This is a genomic window from Nostoc sp. DedQUE04 (assembly GCF_034530995.1).
Classification (GTDB): Bacteria; Cyanobacteriota; Cyanobacteriia; order Cyanobacteriales; family Nostocaceae; genus Nostoc.
In genome coordinates, this window is record NZ_JAVRCA010000109.1 from 1 (window position 1) to 16,125 (window position 16,125).

At 41.0% G+C, this 16,125-nt stretch carries 22 protein-coding genes and 1 pseudogene; 14 read left to right on the forward strand and 9 right to left on the reverse strand.

Annotated features, from left to right (window positions below; all coding sequences use genetic code 11):
• Positions 1 to 163 precede the first annotated feature (163 nt).
• Both RM049_RS37710 and RM049_RS37715 read left to right on the forward strand, forming a co-directional pair.
• The gene (locus tag RM049_RS37710; RefSeq protein ID WP_322707886.1) at positions 164 to 610 is read left to right on the forward strand and encodes a GIY-YIG nuclease family protein; all 447 of its coding nucleotides are present in this window, start codon (positions 164 to 166) and stop codon (positions 608 to 610) included.
• Between the two features lie 69 nt (positions 611 to 679).
• Positions 680 to 1,330 carry a hypothetical protein gene (locus RM049_RS37715; protein ID WP_322707887.1) on the forward strand — a complete coding sequence of 217 codons (651 nt, stop codon included), beginning with the start codon at positions 680 to 682 and terminating at the stop codon, positions 1,328 to 1,330.
• A gap of 222 nt (positions 1,331 to 1,552) precedes the next feature.
• Here RM049_RS37715 and RM049_RS37720 read toward each other — a convergent pair whose 3' ends face one another.
• Both RM049_RS37720 and RM049_RS37725 read right to left on the reverse strand, forming a co-directional pair.
• Positions 1,553 to 3,145, reverse strand: coding sequence for an alkaline phosphatase D family protein (locus RM049_RS37720; RefSeq protein WP_322707888.1), 1,593 nt, complete (start codon positions 3,143 to 3,145; stop codon positions 1,553 to 1,555).
• 119 nt (positions 3,146 to 3,264) lie between these two features.
• Positions 3,265 to 3,561, reverse strand: coding sequence for a hypothetical protein (locus tag RM049_RS37725; RefSeq protein ID WP_322707889.1), 297 nt, complete (start codon positions 3,559 to 3,561; stop codon positions 3,265 to 3,267).
• A gap of 357 nt (positions 3,562 to 3,918) precedes the next feature.
• Here RM049_RS37725 and RM049_RS37730 point away from each other — a divergent pair, with 357 nt between their 5' ends.
• The 4 genes from RM049_RS37730 (at position 3,919) to RM049_RS37745 (ending at position 6,655) form a co-directional block, all read left to right on the forward strand.
• Positions 3,919 to 5,046 (forward strand): protein kinase, encoded by a 1,128-nt coding sequence (locus RM049_RS37730; protein WP_322707890.1) that lies wholly within the window; start codon positions 3,919 to 3,921, stop codon positions 5,044 to 5,046.
• Positions 5,043 to 5,357 (forward strand): hypothetical protein, encoded by a 315-nt coding sequence (locus RM049_RS37735; RefSeq protein WP_322707891.1) that lies wholly within the window; start codon positions 5,043 to 5,045, stop codon positions 5,355 to 5,357. Before RM049_RS37730 ends, RM049_RS37735 begins: the two co-directional genes overlap by 4 nt.
• 32 nt (positions 5,358 to 5,389) lie before the next feature.
• A complete protein-coding gene (locus RM049_RS37740; protein ID WP_322707892.1) occupies positions 5,390 to 5,599 on the forward strand; it encodes a hypothetical protein in 210 nt (69 codons plus the stop codon).
• A gap of 159 nt (positions 5,600 to 5,758) precedes the next feature.
• Positions 5,759 to 6,655, forward strand: coding sequence for an alpha/beta hydrolase (locus RM049_RS37745; RefSeq protein ID WP_322707893.1), 897 nt, complete (start codon positions 5,759 to 5,761; stop codon positions 6,653 to 6,655).
• Positions 6,656 to 6,876: 221 nt separating this feature from the next.
• Here RM049_RS37745 and RM049_RS37750 read toward each other — a convergent pair whose 3' ends face one another.
• Positions 6,877 to 7,041: a hypothetical protein gene (locus RM049_RS37750; RefSeq protein WP_322707894.1), complete on the reverse strand. Its 165-nt coding sequence runs from the start codon at positions 7,039 to 7,041 to the stop codon at positions 6,877 to 6,879.
• A gap of 181 nt (positions 7,042 to 7,222) precedes the next feature.
• Here RM049_RS37750 and RM049_RS37755 point away from each other — a divergent pair, with 181 nt between their 5' ends.
• Positions 7,223 to 8,758: an NAD(P)/FAD-dependent oxidoreductase gene (locus tag RM049_RS37755; protein ID WP_322707906.1), complete on the forward strand. Its 1,536-nt coding sequence runs from the start codon at positions 7,223 to 7,225 to the stop codon at positions 8,756 to 8,758.
• 464 nt (positions 8,759 to 9,222) lie between these two features.
• Positions 9,223 to 9,507, forward strand: a complete 285-nt coding sequence (locus RM049_RS37760) for a hypothetical protein (RefSeq protein ID WP_322707895.1) — start codon at positions 9,223 to 9,225, stop codon at positions 9,505 to 9,507.
• Positions 9,508 to 9,666: 159 nt separating this feature from the next.
• On the opposite strand, the gene RM049_RS37765 is transcribed toward RM049_RS37760, so the two are convergent.
• Complete coding sequence (locus RM049_RS37765; RefSeq protein ID WP_322707896.1) at positions 9,667 to 10,176, reverse strand: hypothetical protein; 510 nt, start codon at positions 10,174 to 10,176, stop codon at positions 9,667 to 9,669.
• Between the two features lie 121 nt (positions 10,177 to 10,297).
• Here RM049_RS37765 and RM049_RS37770 point away from each other — a divergent pair, with 121 nt between their 5' ends.
• Complete coding sequence (locus tag RM049_RS37770; RefSeq protein ID WP_322707897.1) at positions 10,298 to 10,513, forward strand: hypothetical protein; 216 nt, start codon at positions 10,298 to 10,300, stop codon at positions 10,511 to 10,513.
• 307 nt (positions 10,514 to 10,820) lie between these two features.
• The gene (locus RM049_RS37775; protein ID WP_322707898.1) at positions 10,821 to 11,462 is read left to right on the forward strand and encodes a hypothetical protein; all 642 of its coding nucleotides are present in this window, start codon (positions 10,821 to 10,823) and stop codon (positions 11,460 to 11,462) included.
• Between the two features lie 184 nt (positions 11,463 to 11,646).
• Here the strand turns inward: RM049_RS37775 and RM049_RS37780 are convergent, their stop codons facing one another.
• From RM049_RS37780 to RM049_RS37790, 3 genes are all read right to left on the reverse strand, one after another.
• On the reverse strand, positions 11,647 to 11,937 hold the full coding sequence (locus RM049_RS37780) for a GNAT family N-acetyltransferase (RefSeq protein WP_322707899.1): 291 nt from the start codon (positions 11,935 to 11,937) through the stop codon (positions 11,647 to 11,649).
• 68 nt (positions 11,938 to 12,005) lie between these two features.
• Positions 12,006 to 12,341 carry a hypothetical protein gene (locus RM049_RS37785; protein WP_322707900.1) on the reverse strand — a complete coding sequence of 112 codons (336 nt, stop codon included), beginning with the start codon at positions 12,339 to 12,341 and terminating at the stop codon, positions 12,006 to 12,008.
• Between the two features lie 320 nt (positions 12,342 to 12,661).
• Positions 12,662 to 12,850 (reverse strand): hypothetical protein, encoded by a 189-nt coding sequence (locus RM049_RS37790; RefSeq protein ID WP_322704174.1) that lies wholly within the window; start codon positions 12,848 to 12,850, stop codon positions 12,662 to 12,664.
• 237 nt (positions 12,851 to 13,087) lie between these two features.
• On the opposite strand from RM049_RS37790, the gene RM049_RS37795 reads away from it, so the two are divergent.
• Positions 13,088 to 13,597, forward strand: a complete 510-nt coding sequence (locus RM049_RS37795; RefSeq protein WP_322707901.1) for a DUF393 domain-containing protein — start codon at positions 13,088 to 13,090, stop codon at positions 13,595 to 13,597.
• Between the two features lie 331 nt (positions 13,598 to 13,928).
• Positions 13,929 to 14,168, forward strand: a complete 240-nt coding sequence (locus RM049_RS37800) for a hypothetical protein (RefSeq protein ID WP_322707902.1) — start codon at positions 13,929 to 13,931, stop codon at positions 14,166 to 14,168.
• 98 nt (positions 14,169 to 14,266) lie between these two features.
• Here RM049_RS37800 and RM049_RS37805 read toward each other — a convergent pair.
• A pseudogene (locus RM049_RS37805) lies at positions 14,267 to 14,356 on the reverse strand (IS1 family transposase); the annotation flags it as partial.
• A gap of 117 nt (positions 14,357 to 14,473) precedes the next feature.
• Positions 14,474 to 15,319 (reverse strand): SGNH/GDSL hydrolase family protein, encoded by an 846-nt coding sequence (locus RM049_RS37810; protein WP_322707903.1) that lies wholly within the window; start codon positions 15,317 to 15,319, stop codon positions 14,474 to 14,476.
• Between the two features lie 342 nt (positions 15,320 to 15,661).
• On the opposite strand from RM049_RS37810, the gene RM049_RS37815 reads away from it, so the two are divergent.
• Positions 15,662 to 15,787, forward strand: coding sequence for a hypothetical protein (locus RM049_RS37815; RefSeq protein ID WP_322707904.1), 126 nt, complete (start codon positions 15,662 to 15,664; stop codon positions 15,785 to 15,787).
• A 64-nt stretch (positions 15,788 to 15,851) separates the two neighbouring features.
• The coding region (locus RM049_RS37820) for an alpha/beta hydrolase-fold protein (protein ID WP_322707905.1) at positions 15,852 to 16,125 on the forward strand (274 nt) is incomplete at its 3' end.

A 16,125-nucleotide genomic window follows, 5' to 3' on the forward strand; every position in this document is an offset into this window, starting at 1 on the left:
GAGGTGCGGCGGGTAATACCGCCCATCGACTCTACCTGGCAAAGTAACTCCCAGTCATGACTACCGAACCCAACCAGCTAAACCTATTTCCAGAAGTGAAATCCACGCCCGCACGTAAAGCAGAGGGAATGCTGATGCCCTACTGAAGTGGAAAGCGCAGATTTTGGACTATCAGCAACGGGTAAGGGAGAGCAAACCACCTGAACAGACTGCGTTATTTGATATTACACCCAACCGCTTCGGCCCAGACGCGATAGATCCTTTTACTCTGCCCTTGCAATCAATGGCGTTTTACAGGATGCCAACAGATGCGGGTAGCGCCGCTATTTATTTTGTGATCGATAATGCCATGCCCTTGCTGTTGTATGTTGGTGAAACAAGACGATCTGGTAAACGCTGGAAAGGTGAGCATGGATGTAAGCAATATCTAGATAGTTACCATTCACTGCATCATCATTATGGACTCCAACCAGAAGTGAGCATCGCTTTCTCGTGGGATACGCCTGTTGATAGACGCGCACGGCAGGAATTGGAATTGAGTCTAATTTTGAAGTGGCGTAGTCCATTTAACAAAGAAAACTGGCAGAGATGGGGTCAGCCGTTTGGGTAGGGTGAAGAGAATTTAAATATTGCTGTATTCTTATACTCAGGCTTTTCACTGCTAAATACCTAAATTTTTATGCATCGCTCATACACTACATGGCTTGTGACAGTGGTCTTGGCTTTTATTGGTTTTGGGTTAGATGTAAAAAGTGCGATCGCACAACAGCTTTACACATTCAATGCCACTTATGACGTATTCTCCACGTCTAAACCCATTACGCCAGATGTTTCAGCAACAACTATTTCAGGGCAAAGTATTGATGCTCCTTATGATTTAACGAAAGTTAGCGGTTTAACATACAGCCAAATTAACTTTGCTACTGGAGAGTTCCGATTTAACACAGATGCCGCCACATTTGGCTTGCAGGGCTTGCCAGTAGGCGAGATAGTATTGTTTGGTAACGGCAGTAATAAATTGTTTGGTACAAATAACGCTACTGGAGTAATTGACTTTCTCTCCTCAAAAGGCACTGCCACTAATATTTTTACTATTACTAGTGGTGAAGGTTTATTTCTTGGCGCTGTCGGCACACTGACACTTAGAGAGGTTTATCAAATCAGTCTAGACCCAAATATTCCTACCACAGGCAAATCAAAAGCCAGTGGAACCATTCAGGTGTTTTCAAAAAACATTCCAGAGCCAAGCACTACCAATGCGTCAGCTCTTATAGGCATGATGGGGGTGGCTTTTTGGCTACGCCGACAACGAAATACGCCCACTTTATAGCGATCGCTATAAAGCGTAAGCAAAAAGCTTCTTAATCGTGTAATCTAGTTGGCATTGAGCCGAAATCCTTGTAATTTCCTACAAGATGGTCTGAAAAACCTTATCCTGTTTGCCTTTTAGAATTTGCTACATCAGAGTCAAAAAAGCCTCTATTTACAACAAAAAATCAAGCCTTTTAAACTCATATTGTAGGACATTACAAACATCTCGGCTTGATACCTACTAAACTTTTGCTACAACTCCCTGATTTGGCAACTCGAAGGAAGCCGCCGTAATGACAGATGCATTTGGATTGGACACTGTAATTTCAGTAGGTTGAGACTGAGGCAACAGTCGGTAGTCACTACGCCAGCGTTCGCGGTTGAGATCGCAGCGAACATAACCGCGCAGTCTACCATTGAAATATTTCACCCACGGGTTCTGTGGCAATGCTGCTTCTACGTCGAATGTCCAAGGACAACTTGAACTAATCGAAGTACCAACAAACTCAGTCGCTACTGTTTGTGAGTTAGAGTCGTCAAAGTTAGCTTTAAGGTCATTAACCCAGCTAGAATGCCAGTCACCACTAATGACTACGGGGTTCGATGGGCGGCGTTGCTGGATGAAACCCAGAATGCGGTTGCGAGAGGCAACATAACCATCCCACTGGTCAAGGTTGAAAACTTCTCCCGCTCCGGTATCGTAGTCAAACTGAGCCATAACAATCTGTTGAGCAATGACGTTCCAGCGAGCGCTAGAGCGATCTAGTCCTTCAAACAGCCACCGCTCCTGCTCGGAACCAGTCATTGTGGCAGTTGGGTCAGTGGCGTCAGCGCATCGCGGCTTACGTCCGTCACCACAGGGTTGATTGGTACGATACTGGCGGGTATCTAAGACATTGAATTCAACGAGATCACCAAAAGTCAATCGTCGGTAGAGCTGCATATCAATGCCTCTAGGGATTGAGTAGGGACGGAGCGGCATGTGTTCGTAGTATACCTGAAAAGCGGCAGCACGGCGGGCAAGGAACACCGAGCGTGATTGTACTTCGGGGTCTTGAGGAATTTCGTCGGCCCAGTTATTATCAACTTCGTGGTCGTCCCAAGTGACTAACCAAGGAAATGCAGCATGAGTTGCTTTTAGGTTTGGGTCACTCTTGTACAGAGCGTGGCGGTTACGATACTCCTGTAAGGAAAATGGCTCACCATTGCCATTGTGTGGGCGTAGCGCTGTTGTACTCGGTGCGCCTTCATAAATATAATCACCCAGATGAACCACTAGGTCTAAATCCTCTTGAGCCATATTTTTGTAGGCGGCATAATAACCACTTTGCCAGTTTTGACAGGAAGCGAAGGCAAAACGGAAGCGCTCAACGCGATCGCGCGGGTTAGGAGCAGTACGAGTTCGTCCAATAGGACTGACTTCATTACCTACCCTAAATTGATACCAATACCAACGGGCAGGTTGTAATCCTTGCACTTCTACATGAACAGAGTGTCCAAATTCTGGAGTAGCCATCTGTGTGCCACTGTGGACAACTTGCCGCATCTTTTCGTCGGTAGCAATCTGCCACTGCACTGGAACATTATATGGTGGCATCCCACCACCATTGAGCGGATCGGGTGCTAAACGTGTCCACAGCACTACATTATCTGGAAGTGGTTCACCGGAAGCGACACCCAGACTAAAAGGATAATTAGAGAATCGGGGTTGAGCCAGAACTTTGTTAAACCATTGATTGGCAATCGCAAAACCAGTTAAGGCTCCAGTCCCAATCAAAACTTGTCGCCGTCTCAAGCGACTTGATAGCAAGCGCTCGAAGTTGAAGTTCTGCATATACTCCCCTGATTATCGCGTTTGAATCACAGCAAAGTGTAACAGCGCAACTTTAATGCCTCTTTGCAATCAGGTTAAGCGTTGATTATTCCAACACAACCTTAATTGTTTAATCTGAATTAATAGTGGTTTAATAACTTGGGTTTGGTGAAACCTTCCTCATCTTGGTTAAATTGCTTATTTTCAGGCTTGAGCGCGATTGATAAACTACGCATCTTTAACTTTCTCTCTAAGAATCGAGTAAGAGCGATGTCTACGACGTAGCCTTGGGCTGCTAGTTTGGCATATTCGGTATCGGTCATGCCGAGGTTGTGGATATTGGTCATGGTTCTGACTTTTCCCGTTATCTCATTAATTGAGCGATCGCTAACTAAACCCCTAGCCCAAAGCCGCATTATCTCGTTATTTATTGTCATTAATATTAAGCTATTGAGAAGAAATTATAGCCTGAAACCCTTGCTATCTCGTTGTTTCACGACTTAACGGGAAAAGTCAGATCCTAGAGCGATTCTAGATTGGTCAAAGACGCGTAAAGTTAACGGCAAAGTTGTTTCTGACTTACGAAAGCAAACCAAACAGCGATTATTAAGCCAAGGTGGGGATGAATACGATAGTGCAATCGCTGCTAAAGAAACAGTTGAGAAATACTGGCAGCATAAAGACAAAGAGTATAAAGAATATCAAAAAAAGCTTACTGAGGTGCAAGAGTGAAGTATTATCTAGATTTTAGACTAAGCTCCTTTATATATTTATGTTGCGTTTGAACGAAGAAAATGGTTAAAAACCATCTAGAACTTAGAACCAAAAGTTACTTCAAGCTTAGTTCACAACTTGCTGGGTTGGATAATACGCAATTGTGTTCTTTGTTTGACAATAATGAGCCAGGCACATCAAGTTCAAGTTTGGGACGAAATCATACCATCGTTCTTGGACGATTCAAAATTTTTGTCAAGCGCATTCCGATTACGGATATCGAATACGAAAACCTATTTTCTACCAAAAACCTGTATGATTTACCAACTTACTTTAACTACGGTGTTGGTTCTATTGGTTTAAGTGTCTTCCGTGAACTTGTGACACACATTAAGACTACTAATTGGATATTAGAAGGAGCGAACGCCACATTTCCCCTAATGTACCATTATCGAATTATTCCGTTCTTTAGGCAATGCGAGAATATCGATATGGAAAATCACAAAAACTTTGTGGAGTATTGGGGTAATAATGCGAGTATCGAGAATTATGTGTTAGATAGAGCCAACGCCAACTATGAATTGGTTCTGTTTTTAGAGTACATACCGTATGTCCTGGAAACATGGTTGCAAGAAAACCCTAGTAAACTTCAGCAACCTCTAAATGAATTATGCACGACAATTACCTTTTTAAGGAGAAAGGGAATTATTCACTTCGATGCACATTTTCGCAATATCCTTACTGACGGTAAGCAGATATATTTGACTGATTTTGGTTTAGTACTTGATAAGAGTTTTTCGTTAACCAAAGATGAAGAATCCTTTTTTAAGCATAACCAATTTTACGACTACGGAGAAATTTTGCGAAATCTTGGTCATCTTATTCGCTCACAATATGATTTATGCTCTGAGAAAGATAAACGCAGGATAATGGAAAAATATGAGATAAAAGAAGGTTTAAAACCTTATGAAGTGGGATCTATATTACTTGACAGAATTGAGCAGATACACGCTGATGGGATCATGAAGTTAGATGAGTTTTATGTTACTTGCATTGTCAAATATCGCAGCATTATTGCGCTGATGCAAGACTTCTTTGTTGATATGTATAAAAATAACAACAAGGATATAAAATTTCCTCATACAAAACTACAACAAATGCTCAAAGAGACAGGATTTATTTCTGGTGCTGGTGACTTACCCCCGTGACTGTGCAAAAAACTGGCTCACCCCGGCGCATAATTGAACAGCCACAAATTTACCATGCAGATGAAAACTCAAGAAAACAAACACAACTTCCATTGGCAGCGTATTGGGTTAGCTATGGCTTTCGGTGCAGTATGTCGTACTTACTAGAATTGCTGTTGACAGATGGCGTGTTAGAAACGGATAGTGCGCGAGATTTTTACCTAACAGATAACAGAAAGCCTTTTACGGTGATGATTGTTGGAAATAAAATTATCAGTCTGGTAATTCAATCTCAAGCGATCGCTATCGCACTCTGGCGCAATGCCTCTTGAAGATTGCACTCAGAATTCATCGGGGGGACCTCATGAGCAACCAACCGAATCACGAAAACCTTAGCCCACAAGAAACGCCATGTCCTATCTGCGGCTCACAAAATTTTATTTGGGGTCGTACCGTTGGAGAATCAGTAAGTCAGTGGGTGTATTTCCGTGCTGATGGGGCTGTGTGGGGGGAAGGTGAAAAGCTACGGGCACGTAAATGCCTTGATTGCAGCAATGTTCAGCTATTTACATAACTTGAAAAAAAATCGCTAAGAAATGTTCAGTGCGGAAAATAATTGTGATTTCTTATATTGCAACAACAGAGGGAGCAAGATGAAGCTATTGTGGAGAATCGGCATAATTTTAATGGAATGGGTTAAGTCTGCAAATAAGGTAGTTTATAAATAAATATAATGTTTCCTGATTTTCTGCCATCACAAGTTAACCAACTCAAAGACATAGAGGCGATCGCTTTTGTTAAAAGTATTGAAAGAATTGCCTTGACAACTTCCCTTAGTCAACAGCCAATCTTGACAACGTATATTCACAAAGGTAGGGAAGTTACACCGATTTTATTACTGCATGGCTTCGACAGTTCTATCCTAGAGTTTCGTTTGCTGTTGCCATTACTTGCTGCTCAAAATGAAACGTGGGCAGTAGATTTGTTAGGTTTTGGCTTTACACAAAGACAAAAAGAAATAAATTACAGCCCAACTACAATCAAAATTCACCTTTACAATTTTTGGAAAACTTTAATCAATAGACCAATCGTACTAGTAGGCGCATCAATGGGAGGTGCAACTGCAATCGATTTTACTCTCACTTATCCTCAAATTGTCAAATCGCTAGTATTAATTAATAGTTTAGGTTACACTAGTTCTCCTGCTTTTAGCAAATATTTATTTCCTCCTTTTGACTTTTTGGCTGTTGAATACCTGCGTCAGCGCCACATACTGGCATTAAACTTATGTAGTGTTTTACCTAATTTTGATTCCAAAATGCTTTTGGCAATTCAGTGCGCTATGCTGCATCAAGAAATGCCACTTTGGCATGATGCTATGATTGATTATGTCAAAACTGGAGGTTATACCAATTTGGCAGATAGAATTGCCCAAGTTGAAAAACCAACATTGATTTTATGGGGAGAAGCTGATGACATGCTCCCACTTGGGGATGCAGAAAAATTTCAGCGCTCCATTGCCAATTCTCAATTAATAAAACTTAAAAACTGTGGTCATGTCCCTCAAATTGAACAGCCGCAAATTACATCTCAACATATTTTGCAATTTTTGAATAAGTGTAGTTTTTAAGTGATTTCAGGGAATTTTGAAAGTATTAGTTAAAATTCCATCTGTCAGGTTTATTTGTTGCTCAACTGGTCAAATATAGCGAAAAAACCTTTTCTTAAACCCAACGGGCAACTTGGTATAAGAAATAAAATCATGCAATTCGGCGATTGAATTGTGCAATTATTCCATTCAACAGTGCCATAAATTAATCCCCCTAGCGATCGCAACTCCCGAAACCCGCCTCACAAAAATGTCAAAGCCCACTTGTGACACCAACAGCACAGAGAAGTAGAAAAATACCAACTGCGTAAGCAGCTAGTTCCAATTCTGGGGGAAGGGGCGATCGCCAGGGCTACAGGCACAACCAAGCTGTTATTTGATGTACCTTCTACAAAGTTTAAGAACATAAGGAACGCTGATTGTCAAAAGATGTCAATAAAACAAAAACAGAATAAAGAACTGACAAAATTCCCGCAAGTGAAAATCACACAGCAAACCCAAATATGAGAAAATCTGCTTTCTCCTGAGTTATTGAGAGTGAAAAACTTGGCACAATAACTATAGACTACGCACTAATAACTAATGACTATGAACCAAAAAGATGTAGTTGTAATTGGTAGTGGTATAGGGGGGTTGAGTTGTGCTGCTGTTTTGGCGCGATATGGGTTTGATGTGACTGTTTGCGAGAGTCATACAATTGCTGGTGGAGCGGCGCACAGTTTTGAACGTCAAGGATTTAAGTTTGATAGTGGCCCTTCTCTTTACTCTGGGTTGTCTTACACTCCTTCGGTTAACCCTTTACGACAAGTGCTAGATGTAATTGGTGTGGATTTGCCATGTGTGACTTACGATACTTGGGGTTGTCGGCTACCAGAAGGTGATTTTGATACATCTGTGGGTGCAGAACAGTTTTGTGAAGTGCTAGCAAGGCTGCGAGGTGAAGATGCAGTGTCCCAATGGCGACGCTTGCAAGCGGTGATGACACCACTAACCGCAGCGGCGATCGCTCTGCCTGCATCTGCATTACGTTTAGATGTAGGTGCAGCTTTAACTATCAGTAAATTTGCTCCATCGTTAGCTAAACATACTGCCAATATTCTCAAGTTAACGGGGTCTTTTGACCGGATCGTGAATGGTGTTGTCCATGACCCCTTTATTATTAACTGGTTGAACTTGTTGTGTTTTCTCCTCTCTGGACTACCAGCATCAGGAACTAACGCCGCCGAAGTCGCATTTATGTTTGCGGAGTGGTACAAACCAGGAGTAGCGTTAGACTACCCTGTTGGTGGTAGTGGTGCTTTAGTCAATGCACTAGTGCAAGGACTAGAAAAACATGGCGGGAAATTAATGTTAGGCTCTCATGTTGAGCAAGTTTTGGTACAAGGTAAACGGGCGGTAGGTGTCAAACTGCGAAATGGGGAAGAAATTCGGGCGCGGCGAGCAGTTGTTTCTAATGCTTCGGTATGGGATACGTTAAAACTATTACCAGAAGGAGCAGTACCAAACAAATTCCGCAGCCAACGCCAAGCCATACCAGAGTGTGATAGTTTTATGCACTTGCATCTTGGTATTGATGCTCAAGGTTTACCAGCAGATTTAGCTTGTCATTATATTGTGGTCAATGATTGGCAATTGGGCATTACTGCACCGCAAAATGTTGTAGTAGTATCAATACCCTCAATTCTTAACCCATCCCTTGCACCCCCAAGTAAACACGTAATTCACGTTTACACTCCCGGTAATGAACCCTACGCACTTTGGCAAGGGCTAGATAGGAGAAGTCAGGAATATGAGCAACAAAAGCGATCGCGTGCCGAGGTGATGTGGCAAGCTCTAGAACGAATTATCAGCGATATCCGCACCCGTTGCGAAATCACCCTGGTTGGTACACCCCTCACCCACGAACGTTTTTTACGCCGCCATCATGGTTCCTATGGCCCGGCAATTTCTGCCGCTAAAGGTTTATTTCCTGGTCACGGTACACCTTTAGCGGGGTTGATGTGCTGCGGTGACTCCACATTCCCTGGCATCGGTTTACCCGCCGTCGTCGCTAGTGGGATGATTGTTGCTAATACCCTGGCTCCTTTGAGTAAGCATTTAGCTATGTTGGAGGAGATAAGTTAAAGGCAGAGGTGATTTTAGCAGAATTGGTAGTGCTTGGGGTGCTTTCTATTCTCAGTGCATAAAAACTAAAAGTCATCGTAGAGAATGACAGTACAGAGATCGTGAACTATAGCTTGTGACAGTTGCCTTGAAAAATACTTTATTGCATAAGTGTAGGTTTTAGCGATGGCAACGAGAACACCGAGGCATCGCACTGTAGCTTCTTTTAATGAGCGCAAAATTTTCTATTGATTACGGAATTGAGATGACATCTCTTGAAATCATAATTGTCAACACACAAACTGACTGCGTTTACTGAACTTCAAGATTTACCAACTCTAAGCAAGAAATCTTGAAAACGGCCAAATAATTAAAGTTACAAAGGAGATAAATCAACATGAGCCAGAATGATAACCCACAACCAGAACCACAGATCATAGGAGATAGACCATAACTTCCTAAGACAATAGGAAAACCAGTTCAGAATGAATTCAGTAACTCTGAACAACAGCCCACATTACCAGAATCATCAAACATTAATTGCTCAAAAACTTATGATACCAAACTTAAAAAAACTAGTCATTGAAGATATCTATCTTCAAGAAATTGAACTGAAAGACACTGAAACTCAATCTATTAATGGTGGTTCACCAACTTTACCACTACCACCACCTAGTAATAAAATTTCATTATTTTCTCCTGACTGGGTAGCAATCCAGCCCCAACCTTTGCCTCCTAGAGTTTCTTTGACCCCAAGACTTTATTCATAACTGGGGAGGATTTGGGGGATTGGTCTAGAATTGGGATTGCTGAGGGTGCGTAGCTTGCCACCATAGGTATCCATCGCTTAACACCTAAAATACTGCTATGGTCAATCAGGAAAAGTTAGATTAAATATGAATCAGACTTTAGCAACCACGCTAGGGGAATTACTGCTCAAGAGAAATATTGGCCGAGTAGATATGCCATCTACGTTGCTTTGGAGTTGAGCCAGGAACGTTATTGACTCGTCGCAGCTTATAGCTACCACGAAAACGCTGTGGAGTTCCATTGCTATTAACAGCCGTAACAGTAACGGGAATTTCAATATATAGCGAACCTGCTGCCCCTTCTAAAGAACCCGGTTTTCCGACTTCTTCAACAATGGATACGATGTTAGCAAAACTCTGCTGAAATTCCTCAAATGATTGCTTACTGGCAGTACCATCTCCATCCCAAGCCAAGTAAGCTTGTTTATAGTCAAGACGTGCGATGGCATCGTAATAATCATGAATGAGTTGGACTGCAAGTTGTTCTTGGGACTGGCTATTGTCAGGATTTTGTGTGCCAGAGGTGGGTGGAGAAGATGAATTAGAGGTGTCCGAAAGATTTGCCAGCGTTGGGCGATTGCCAGATGCTAGTTGTGATGTAGCAGAGTTATTGCAAGCTGTAATAGACATAGCAAGCAATAAAACTCCAATGACTGTATAACGTTGTTTTAACCAGATACAAAAAGAAAGCGATCGCACTTTGTCCCAATAGCTGCTGAAGATTGCACTCAGAATTTATCGAGCAAAGCTCATGAACAACCAACCTAATCACGATAACGTTACTCCACAAGAAATGCCATGTCCAATCTGCGGTTCACAAAATTTTGTTTGGGGTCGTACCGTTGGAGAATCAGTAAGTCAGTGGGTGTATTTCCGTGCTGATGGGGCTGTGTGGGGAGAAGGCGAAAAGCTACGGGCGCGTAAATGTAGAGATTGTAGCAATGTTCAACTGTTTTCCTATGATTAGCTGATCGGTAGCTACCAGTGAATAAATTGTAGGCAAATACTTGGCATTACCTACCCATCATAGGAGAACTATTACGCTACATTTTTCCTCCTTCCACAGTTTGAACCCAGCAATCAATTTTGGCAAAGCAGACTAATAGTGTAGTTAAGTGGCATTTTGGGCATACTCAAGTACAAAACTATACCTTTTGCAACTTTGATAACATCCTTTCAGTAACAGTTAATTAGATGGTTTATTTTTTGAGAAATTTACGGTAGTTTGTCTTTAGTGAAAGTAAACACTACCTAATATCAAAATCAAATTAATTATGCTTAGATTACGGGCTGTATGGTTCATTTCGGTAACTGCCGCGCTTTTGAGTTTTGGACTAGGTACAAAAAAAGTAATGGCGCAGATACAATATCCATTCTCAGCTATCTACAATTCAGAAACTACTCTTGAGCCGATCACAGGAAACATTTTAAAAATAACCAATATAGGTGAAAGTGCTAATGCGCCATACGGTCTAAGTAGACTTGTAAATATCAGCTATGGCAATCTCGACAATAATACAGGTGTGATTACAATTGAGCCAGATCCAGCAACATTTGGGTTAAACGACTTACCACTTGGTAACATTACAATTTTTGGTCAAGGAGCAGATAAGCTATTCGGAACCACCAGAGGTACTGCTACCCTTGACTTTCAAAATTTTGTGGGCACGGTTTCTAATACTATAAGTATTACTGGTGGATCGGGTACATTTGACGGTGCGATTGGCACACTGATCTTGTCCGAAAATCTTACACTTAACCCAGATCCAACTGCTCCTGTAAGAGGTTTACCTCTAATCTCAGGTTCGTTTCAAACACTTCAAACAGTTCCAGAACCGAGGAATACCACGGTGATATTTAGCATCGGCTTGATTGGAGTGGGTTTTCTACTACGCCGACATAGAACATCGACTTAGAGTTATTGGTTAATCAACATTTAAGCGATCGCCTTGATGTCATCAAGTTCAAGGCTGGACTGGTAATTTTATATCAATCACAATCAAAGTAACTTTAATCGTAATTGTTTCGGTGATTGAACTCATACTTAGTTTTTAAAAAAAATAATTAGCCTTAAACTTCAAGACTGATACAATATTTGTTTTAAACCCCTAACACCATAACTACCATATCCTGGTAATATTTTGGATGTTTTACTATTACTATACGCTCAAATCCAAATCTTTTATAATACTTCTCTAGGCTAAGATTATCAATAACACAATCTAAATATATTTTAGAAATATGATTATCAATAGCAGCTTGAATTATTTTTTTTATAACCTTCTTCCCTAGACAGGTTAGTTCTTGTAATTTTGTACATAAACTTTTAGAGCTAATTTGTAAACTCAAGTAAAGTCCTTGTCTTGTATACTTTTCAGGAATTTGAGCCAATAATGCACTTATTCGCTGAAACTCAGACCTCGCAATGATTTGAGTATCCTTAAGATTTTCTTTACGAATCAGCTCTTAACAATCCAAATATTTGTTTCTGTCTTTAGATATTCAGGATAATAGTCGGGTAGTTTTTCAGAAATAGCAAAAGTGCATAGTAAAACACCATTTTCACTTTTAATAATAAAAGTCTCTTTTTGAATGATATTATAATATATTTTCTCTAGATCATAGCCTTGATTCCATTGTTTAATTCCCTTAGTTCTATAGTAATCAGCAGCAGATTCAAAAAGCTTACATATTTCAAAGAAATCAGAAACTGTTCCTTGAACTGCAAACTCCCCAAAGAGATAAGTAAAACTATAGCTTGTGCTCGAAATTTCACAAGAACTAAATATCTTCATTGTATTAAAAATATAGTCTTGCTTTCATTTTTCCCGCAGTAACAGCTTTTCTACCAAAAGGATATGCAAAACCAATCTTAAAACCAAATTTTCTACTAGATCATACATAACTCCAATTACCTATACTCGGTGAATAACACCGATGCCTACGGCGGCAAGCTACGCATCGCTTTAAGCTTAGGAAAAACCAATATTGAACTCTGTTTACATAACTTGAAAAAAATCCCTAAGAAATGTTCAGTGCGGAAAAGAATTGTAATTTCTTATACTGCAACAACAGATGTAGCAACATGAAGCCATTGTGGAGAACTACCATAATCTTAACTGCGTAGTTTACCGCCGCAGGCATCGCTGGAGCTACCATCAGCGCTATCTCGATTTTCCAAAGAACTAAGCAGCCATCCATCGCGCTTACCGAAGAATGGATCGCTACCCAAGTAGCAGATGGGGACAGCATCACAGTTCGTCTTTCCTGATGGCAGCCAAATGTCAGTCGAGCTTTGTGGCATCGATGCCCCGGAACTGAAACAGGGTAAAACCCCAGGATAACCACTGGCCAATGAAGCAAAACAGAAACTAACTCTTGCTAATCGCGACTGCCCATAACCAACTGATGATCGTTCCAGTAGCAATTTTCAAAAATATACAAGACGAAGAGACGTTTGTAATTCATATTAGGCATTATTTATTAATGAAGAGAGGCGTTACGCTTGATGTAAGGAAATAAACTTAGTTAAGATCCCGAAATGTCCTCACCACAAATCCAATCCTACGATTATAACAACTCTCAAGACCAGCCTTTATCCACTCTGCCGTCGTGGAAAATCAAACTGCTGTATGACGGTCAATGTCCCTTGTGTCTGCGTGAGGTTAACTTTTTGAAGAAGCGGGACGCGGGTCGAGGGCTGGTGGCGTTTGTAGATATTGCAACTGATGACTACAACCCCCAAGCACATGGCGGTGTTAACTATGAAACTGCAATGGGGCGTATTCATGCTGTGTTGCCAGACGGAACGTTAGTTAAAAATGTTGAGGTTTTCCATCGCATTTACGAAATTCTGGGGATGGGTTGGGTCTATGCTGCAACTTCCTTACCAGTTATCGGTGCTATTGCCGACTTCCTATATGGGATTTGGGCTGATTGGCGACTTTTTCTAACAGGACGACCAGATTTAGAGACTATTGTACGAGAGCGTTCTTCTCGACTTGCTTGCAAGACTCAAAGCCGTTGTTGCTTAATGGATGGAGATGATTAAGCCCAGTTTCACAATAAATAATTGATGTCTTACTAAAACTAAAGTTACAGTTGAACTAACAAGCAATCGCTGACTCAAACAATATTGAAAATTTTGGAATTGAGGGCAATACCCTGTAAATAGCACGTTAATTTTGATATACATCGGCAACCAAAGCCACAGCACTCTTGTTGGAGACATTTAAGCGATTAAGGAAGCGATCGCTTGGAACAGGCAGTAAGGTAGTGCTATGCCGAAACTTCCTCCAGTACGATTGCTGTTTCCTATACTCACAACAGTAATATTAGACATCGCTCAGAAGTTTTACCCAGTTCACGTTAAATAAACAGACATGGAAAGAGAAGTTAAAGATACCGATGGCATTACATGGACTTGTCTGCAAGCCTTTTCCGGACTTTCTGATAATTCGGAAGCTCAAGATGCTGCAAAAGTGAAAGGAGAATCAGATACTTACTGGGTTGTCTGCACTCCTAGCGGCGGCGCACAGTCTGTGCGGCTGAAGTTAGAGGGTGACTGGGAAAAAGAATACTCTGATGAGGCGTTACTTCAGAAAATTAAAGCCCACCAGTAATTAACTTCGGGTTTGTTTCTTACCCGTCCGTGATTTGTGCAGATACACAAGATACTCATCCCATAAGAATATTCGGCGTTGCATAAATACGGGATGAATTAGGCAAATATAGGTATCTCTCTAGACTTTAGGTAGTAAAGTAACAATCGAATTGAGTATTTAAGCATATCTACAGATTTGGAATAGCATCATGTTTTTCGCCGTTGCTGAATCATGGGATGATTTCATCCAATTTGTCATGAATTTTCAATGGTTTCAGCCGCCAATTCATCCCGCATTTATGCAACGCCGTTATTTATTAGTGATTACTTTACAGATGTGGTTTCTGGAACCAATATTGAACCAGAATGAATTATCCCTGCCTCTTGAATCCTTGAAAAAGCAGTTTCCCCTATAATCCGATGAGCCGCAGTCGTAGGATGAATACCATCCCAGAACAAAAACTGGTCTGGATTACCACAGATGGTAGAGCCAGATAGACAGGAACTACTTACATTTGTAAAACCAAACGCTGCCGGGTTGGCGATTGCATCTCGATATAAACTATTAGCATCTAAAGTCGCAATCTTCAGATGAGAATCTTGTTGAATCAATATTTTAAGTGAACGCCTTAAACTTTGATTATGTGCTTGTGTTAATGCATTCAGACTCATAGAATTTGTAGCGGCTTTCATTGCAGGTAACTGTCCTAAATCTGGTAAATTTGCTACCAAAAACTTTTGAGCGCCTATATCTGTAAGCAAGTTGATTGCACTGATTATATTTTTCACAGGAACAGTTGCACTGCTTACTCCTTGTAAATAATCATTTGCCCCTGCCCAAAACACATACAAAGCATCTGAATTTGTCTTTTGATGTCTTTGTGTAAACGACTGTACTTGCTGAAGTAAGCTAGGTACATAACTATTACCAGTGCTGCCAGTGGTTGCTCCTCCGTAAGCAAAATTATTAATTTGTTTAGTGGACAGATGCAAGCACTCGCTAAGATACTCAATCCAAACTCGACCATTCGAGTAACGCCCATGAAAGTAAGTTGGTAATGGTGGATATATTCCTCCTGTCGCTCGGAATACCATACCTGTATCTGAAAGACTGTCCCCGAATATATATACTTCGGTAAGAGAATGAGATTTATCTAGAAATTTTGTCATTACAACCATACTCAAAATTAAAACAACAAGTCCTGTTGTTAAAAGCCAGTTTTTTCTAAGCATTAAACCTTTCTGTAAACCTTAAAGGCTACAGTTTTGACTGTAAATCTTGAAACTAATTACAACTCTTGTTGATGGTTATCTTTATAACTAAAGATTAAGTTCACAATTATTACTTTTCTACACTAACAAATGATTTTTTAAAGCCCCGAAGTGAAACCGAATACTTTCTAGTGTGGATTTTGCCAATTGTCTTGGGCAAATTCCTCACTTTGGTATGACTCACCTCTGTGTATGAATGCTCTATGCGCTTGACCATTCGCTACAGTATCGAATATACGCTTGATAAAGAAAATCGTTGAGGCAGCACTTAGAGCAGAGACATTGGTGATCAGTGCTGATGTTCTGTCATCACAAGTTAATCAGCTAACAGACCCAGAAGCGATCGCTTTTGTCCAAATGGGATAGGTTCCTCGTAGTTTACGCTAAAATAACCATTCTCCGCAGCCGCTCAGGAAAGAGAATATAACTAATGGCTAACCTCAACCTCATTTCAGAATATAAAAGCTTTGGTGGCAAACTCGGTTTCTACAGTCATCACTCCTCCACCTGTAATGCCCAAATGCGCTTCAGCATCTATCAACCACCACAAGCAACTCGAAGTCCTGTACCGATTCTCTATTTCCTCTCTGGATTAACTTGCACGGAAGAGAATTTTATGGCGAAGGCGGGAGGGGTGCAGTGCTTTGCCGCTGAGTACGGTTTGATATTGGTTGCACCAGATACCAGTCCGCGTAATACTGGCA

Excerpts from the sequence above, each read along its gene's own strand:
- RM049_RS37720 (WP_322707888.1), bottom strand. The coding sequence starts at position 3,145 with ATGCAGAACTTCAACTTCGAGCGCTTGCTATCAAGTCGCTTGAGACGG.
- RM049_RS37765 (WP_322707896.1), bottom strand. The coding sequence starts at position 10,176 with ATGTCTATTACAGCTTGCAATAACTCTGCTACATCACAACTAGCATCT.
- RM049_RS37795 (WP_322707901.1), top strand. The coding sequence starts at position 13,088 with ATGTCCTCACCACAAATCCAATCCTACGATTATAACAACTCTCAAGAC.
- RM049_RS37715 (WP_322707887.1), top strand. The coding sequence starts at position 680 with ATGCATCGCTCATACACTACATGGCTTGTGACAGTGGTCTTGGCTTTT.
- RM049_RS37755 (WP_322707906.1), top strand. The coding sequence starts at position 7,223 with ATGAACCAAAAAGATGTAGTTGTAATTGGTAGTGGTATAGGGGGGTTG.
- RM049_RS37760 (WP_322707895.1), top strand. The coding sequence starts at position 9,223 with ATGAATTCAGTAACTCTGAACAACAGCCCACATTACCAGAATCATCAA.
- RM049_RS37790 (WP_322704174.1), bottom strand. The coding sequence starts at position 12,850 with ATGCCACAAAGCTCGACTGACATTTGGCTGCCATCAGGAAAGACGAAC.
- RM049_RS37810 (WP_322707903.1), bottom strand. The coding sequence starts at position 15,319 with ATGACAAAATTTCTAGATAAATCTCATTCTCTTACCGAAGTATATATA.
- RM049_RS37770 (WP_322707897.1), top strand. The coding sequence starts at position 10,298 with ATGAACAACCAACCTAATCACGATAACGTTACTCCACAAGAAATGCCA.
- RM049_RS37785 (WP_322707900.1), bottom strand. The coding sequence starts at position 12,341 with ATGAAGATATTTAGTTCTTGTGAAATTTCGAGCACAAGCTATAGTTTT.
- RM049_RS37775 (WP_322707898.1), top strand. The coding sequence starts at position 10,821 with ATGCTTAGATTACGGGCTGTATGGTTCATTTCGGTAACTGCCGCGCTT.
- RM049_RS37740 (WP_322707892.1), top strand. The coding sequence starts at position 5,390 with ATGAGCAACCAACCGAATCACGAAAACCTTAGCCCACAAGAAACGCCA.
- RM049_RS37750 (WP_322707894.1), bottom strand. The coding sequence starts at position 7,041 with ATGTTCTTAAACTTTGTAGAAGGTACATCAAATAACAGCTTGGTTGTG.
- RM049_RS37745 (WP_322707893.1), top strand. The coding sequence starts at position 5,759 with ATGTTTCCTGATTTTCTGCCATCACAAGTTAACCAACTCAAAGACATA.
- RM049_RS37800 (WP_322707902.1), top strand. The coding sequence starts at position 13,929 with ATGGAAAGAGAAGTTAAAGATACCGATGGCATTACATGGACTTGTCTG.
- RM049_RS37725 (WP_322707889.1), bottom strand. The coding sequence starts at position 3,561 with ATGACAATAAATAACGAGATAATGCGGCTTTGGGCTAGGGGTTTAGTT.
- RM049_RS37730 (WP_322707890.1), top strand. The coding sequence starts at position 3,919 with ATGGTTAAAAACCATCTAGAACTTAGAACCAAAAGTTACTTCAAGCTT.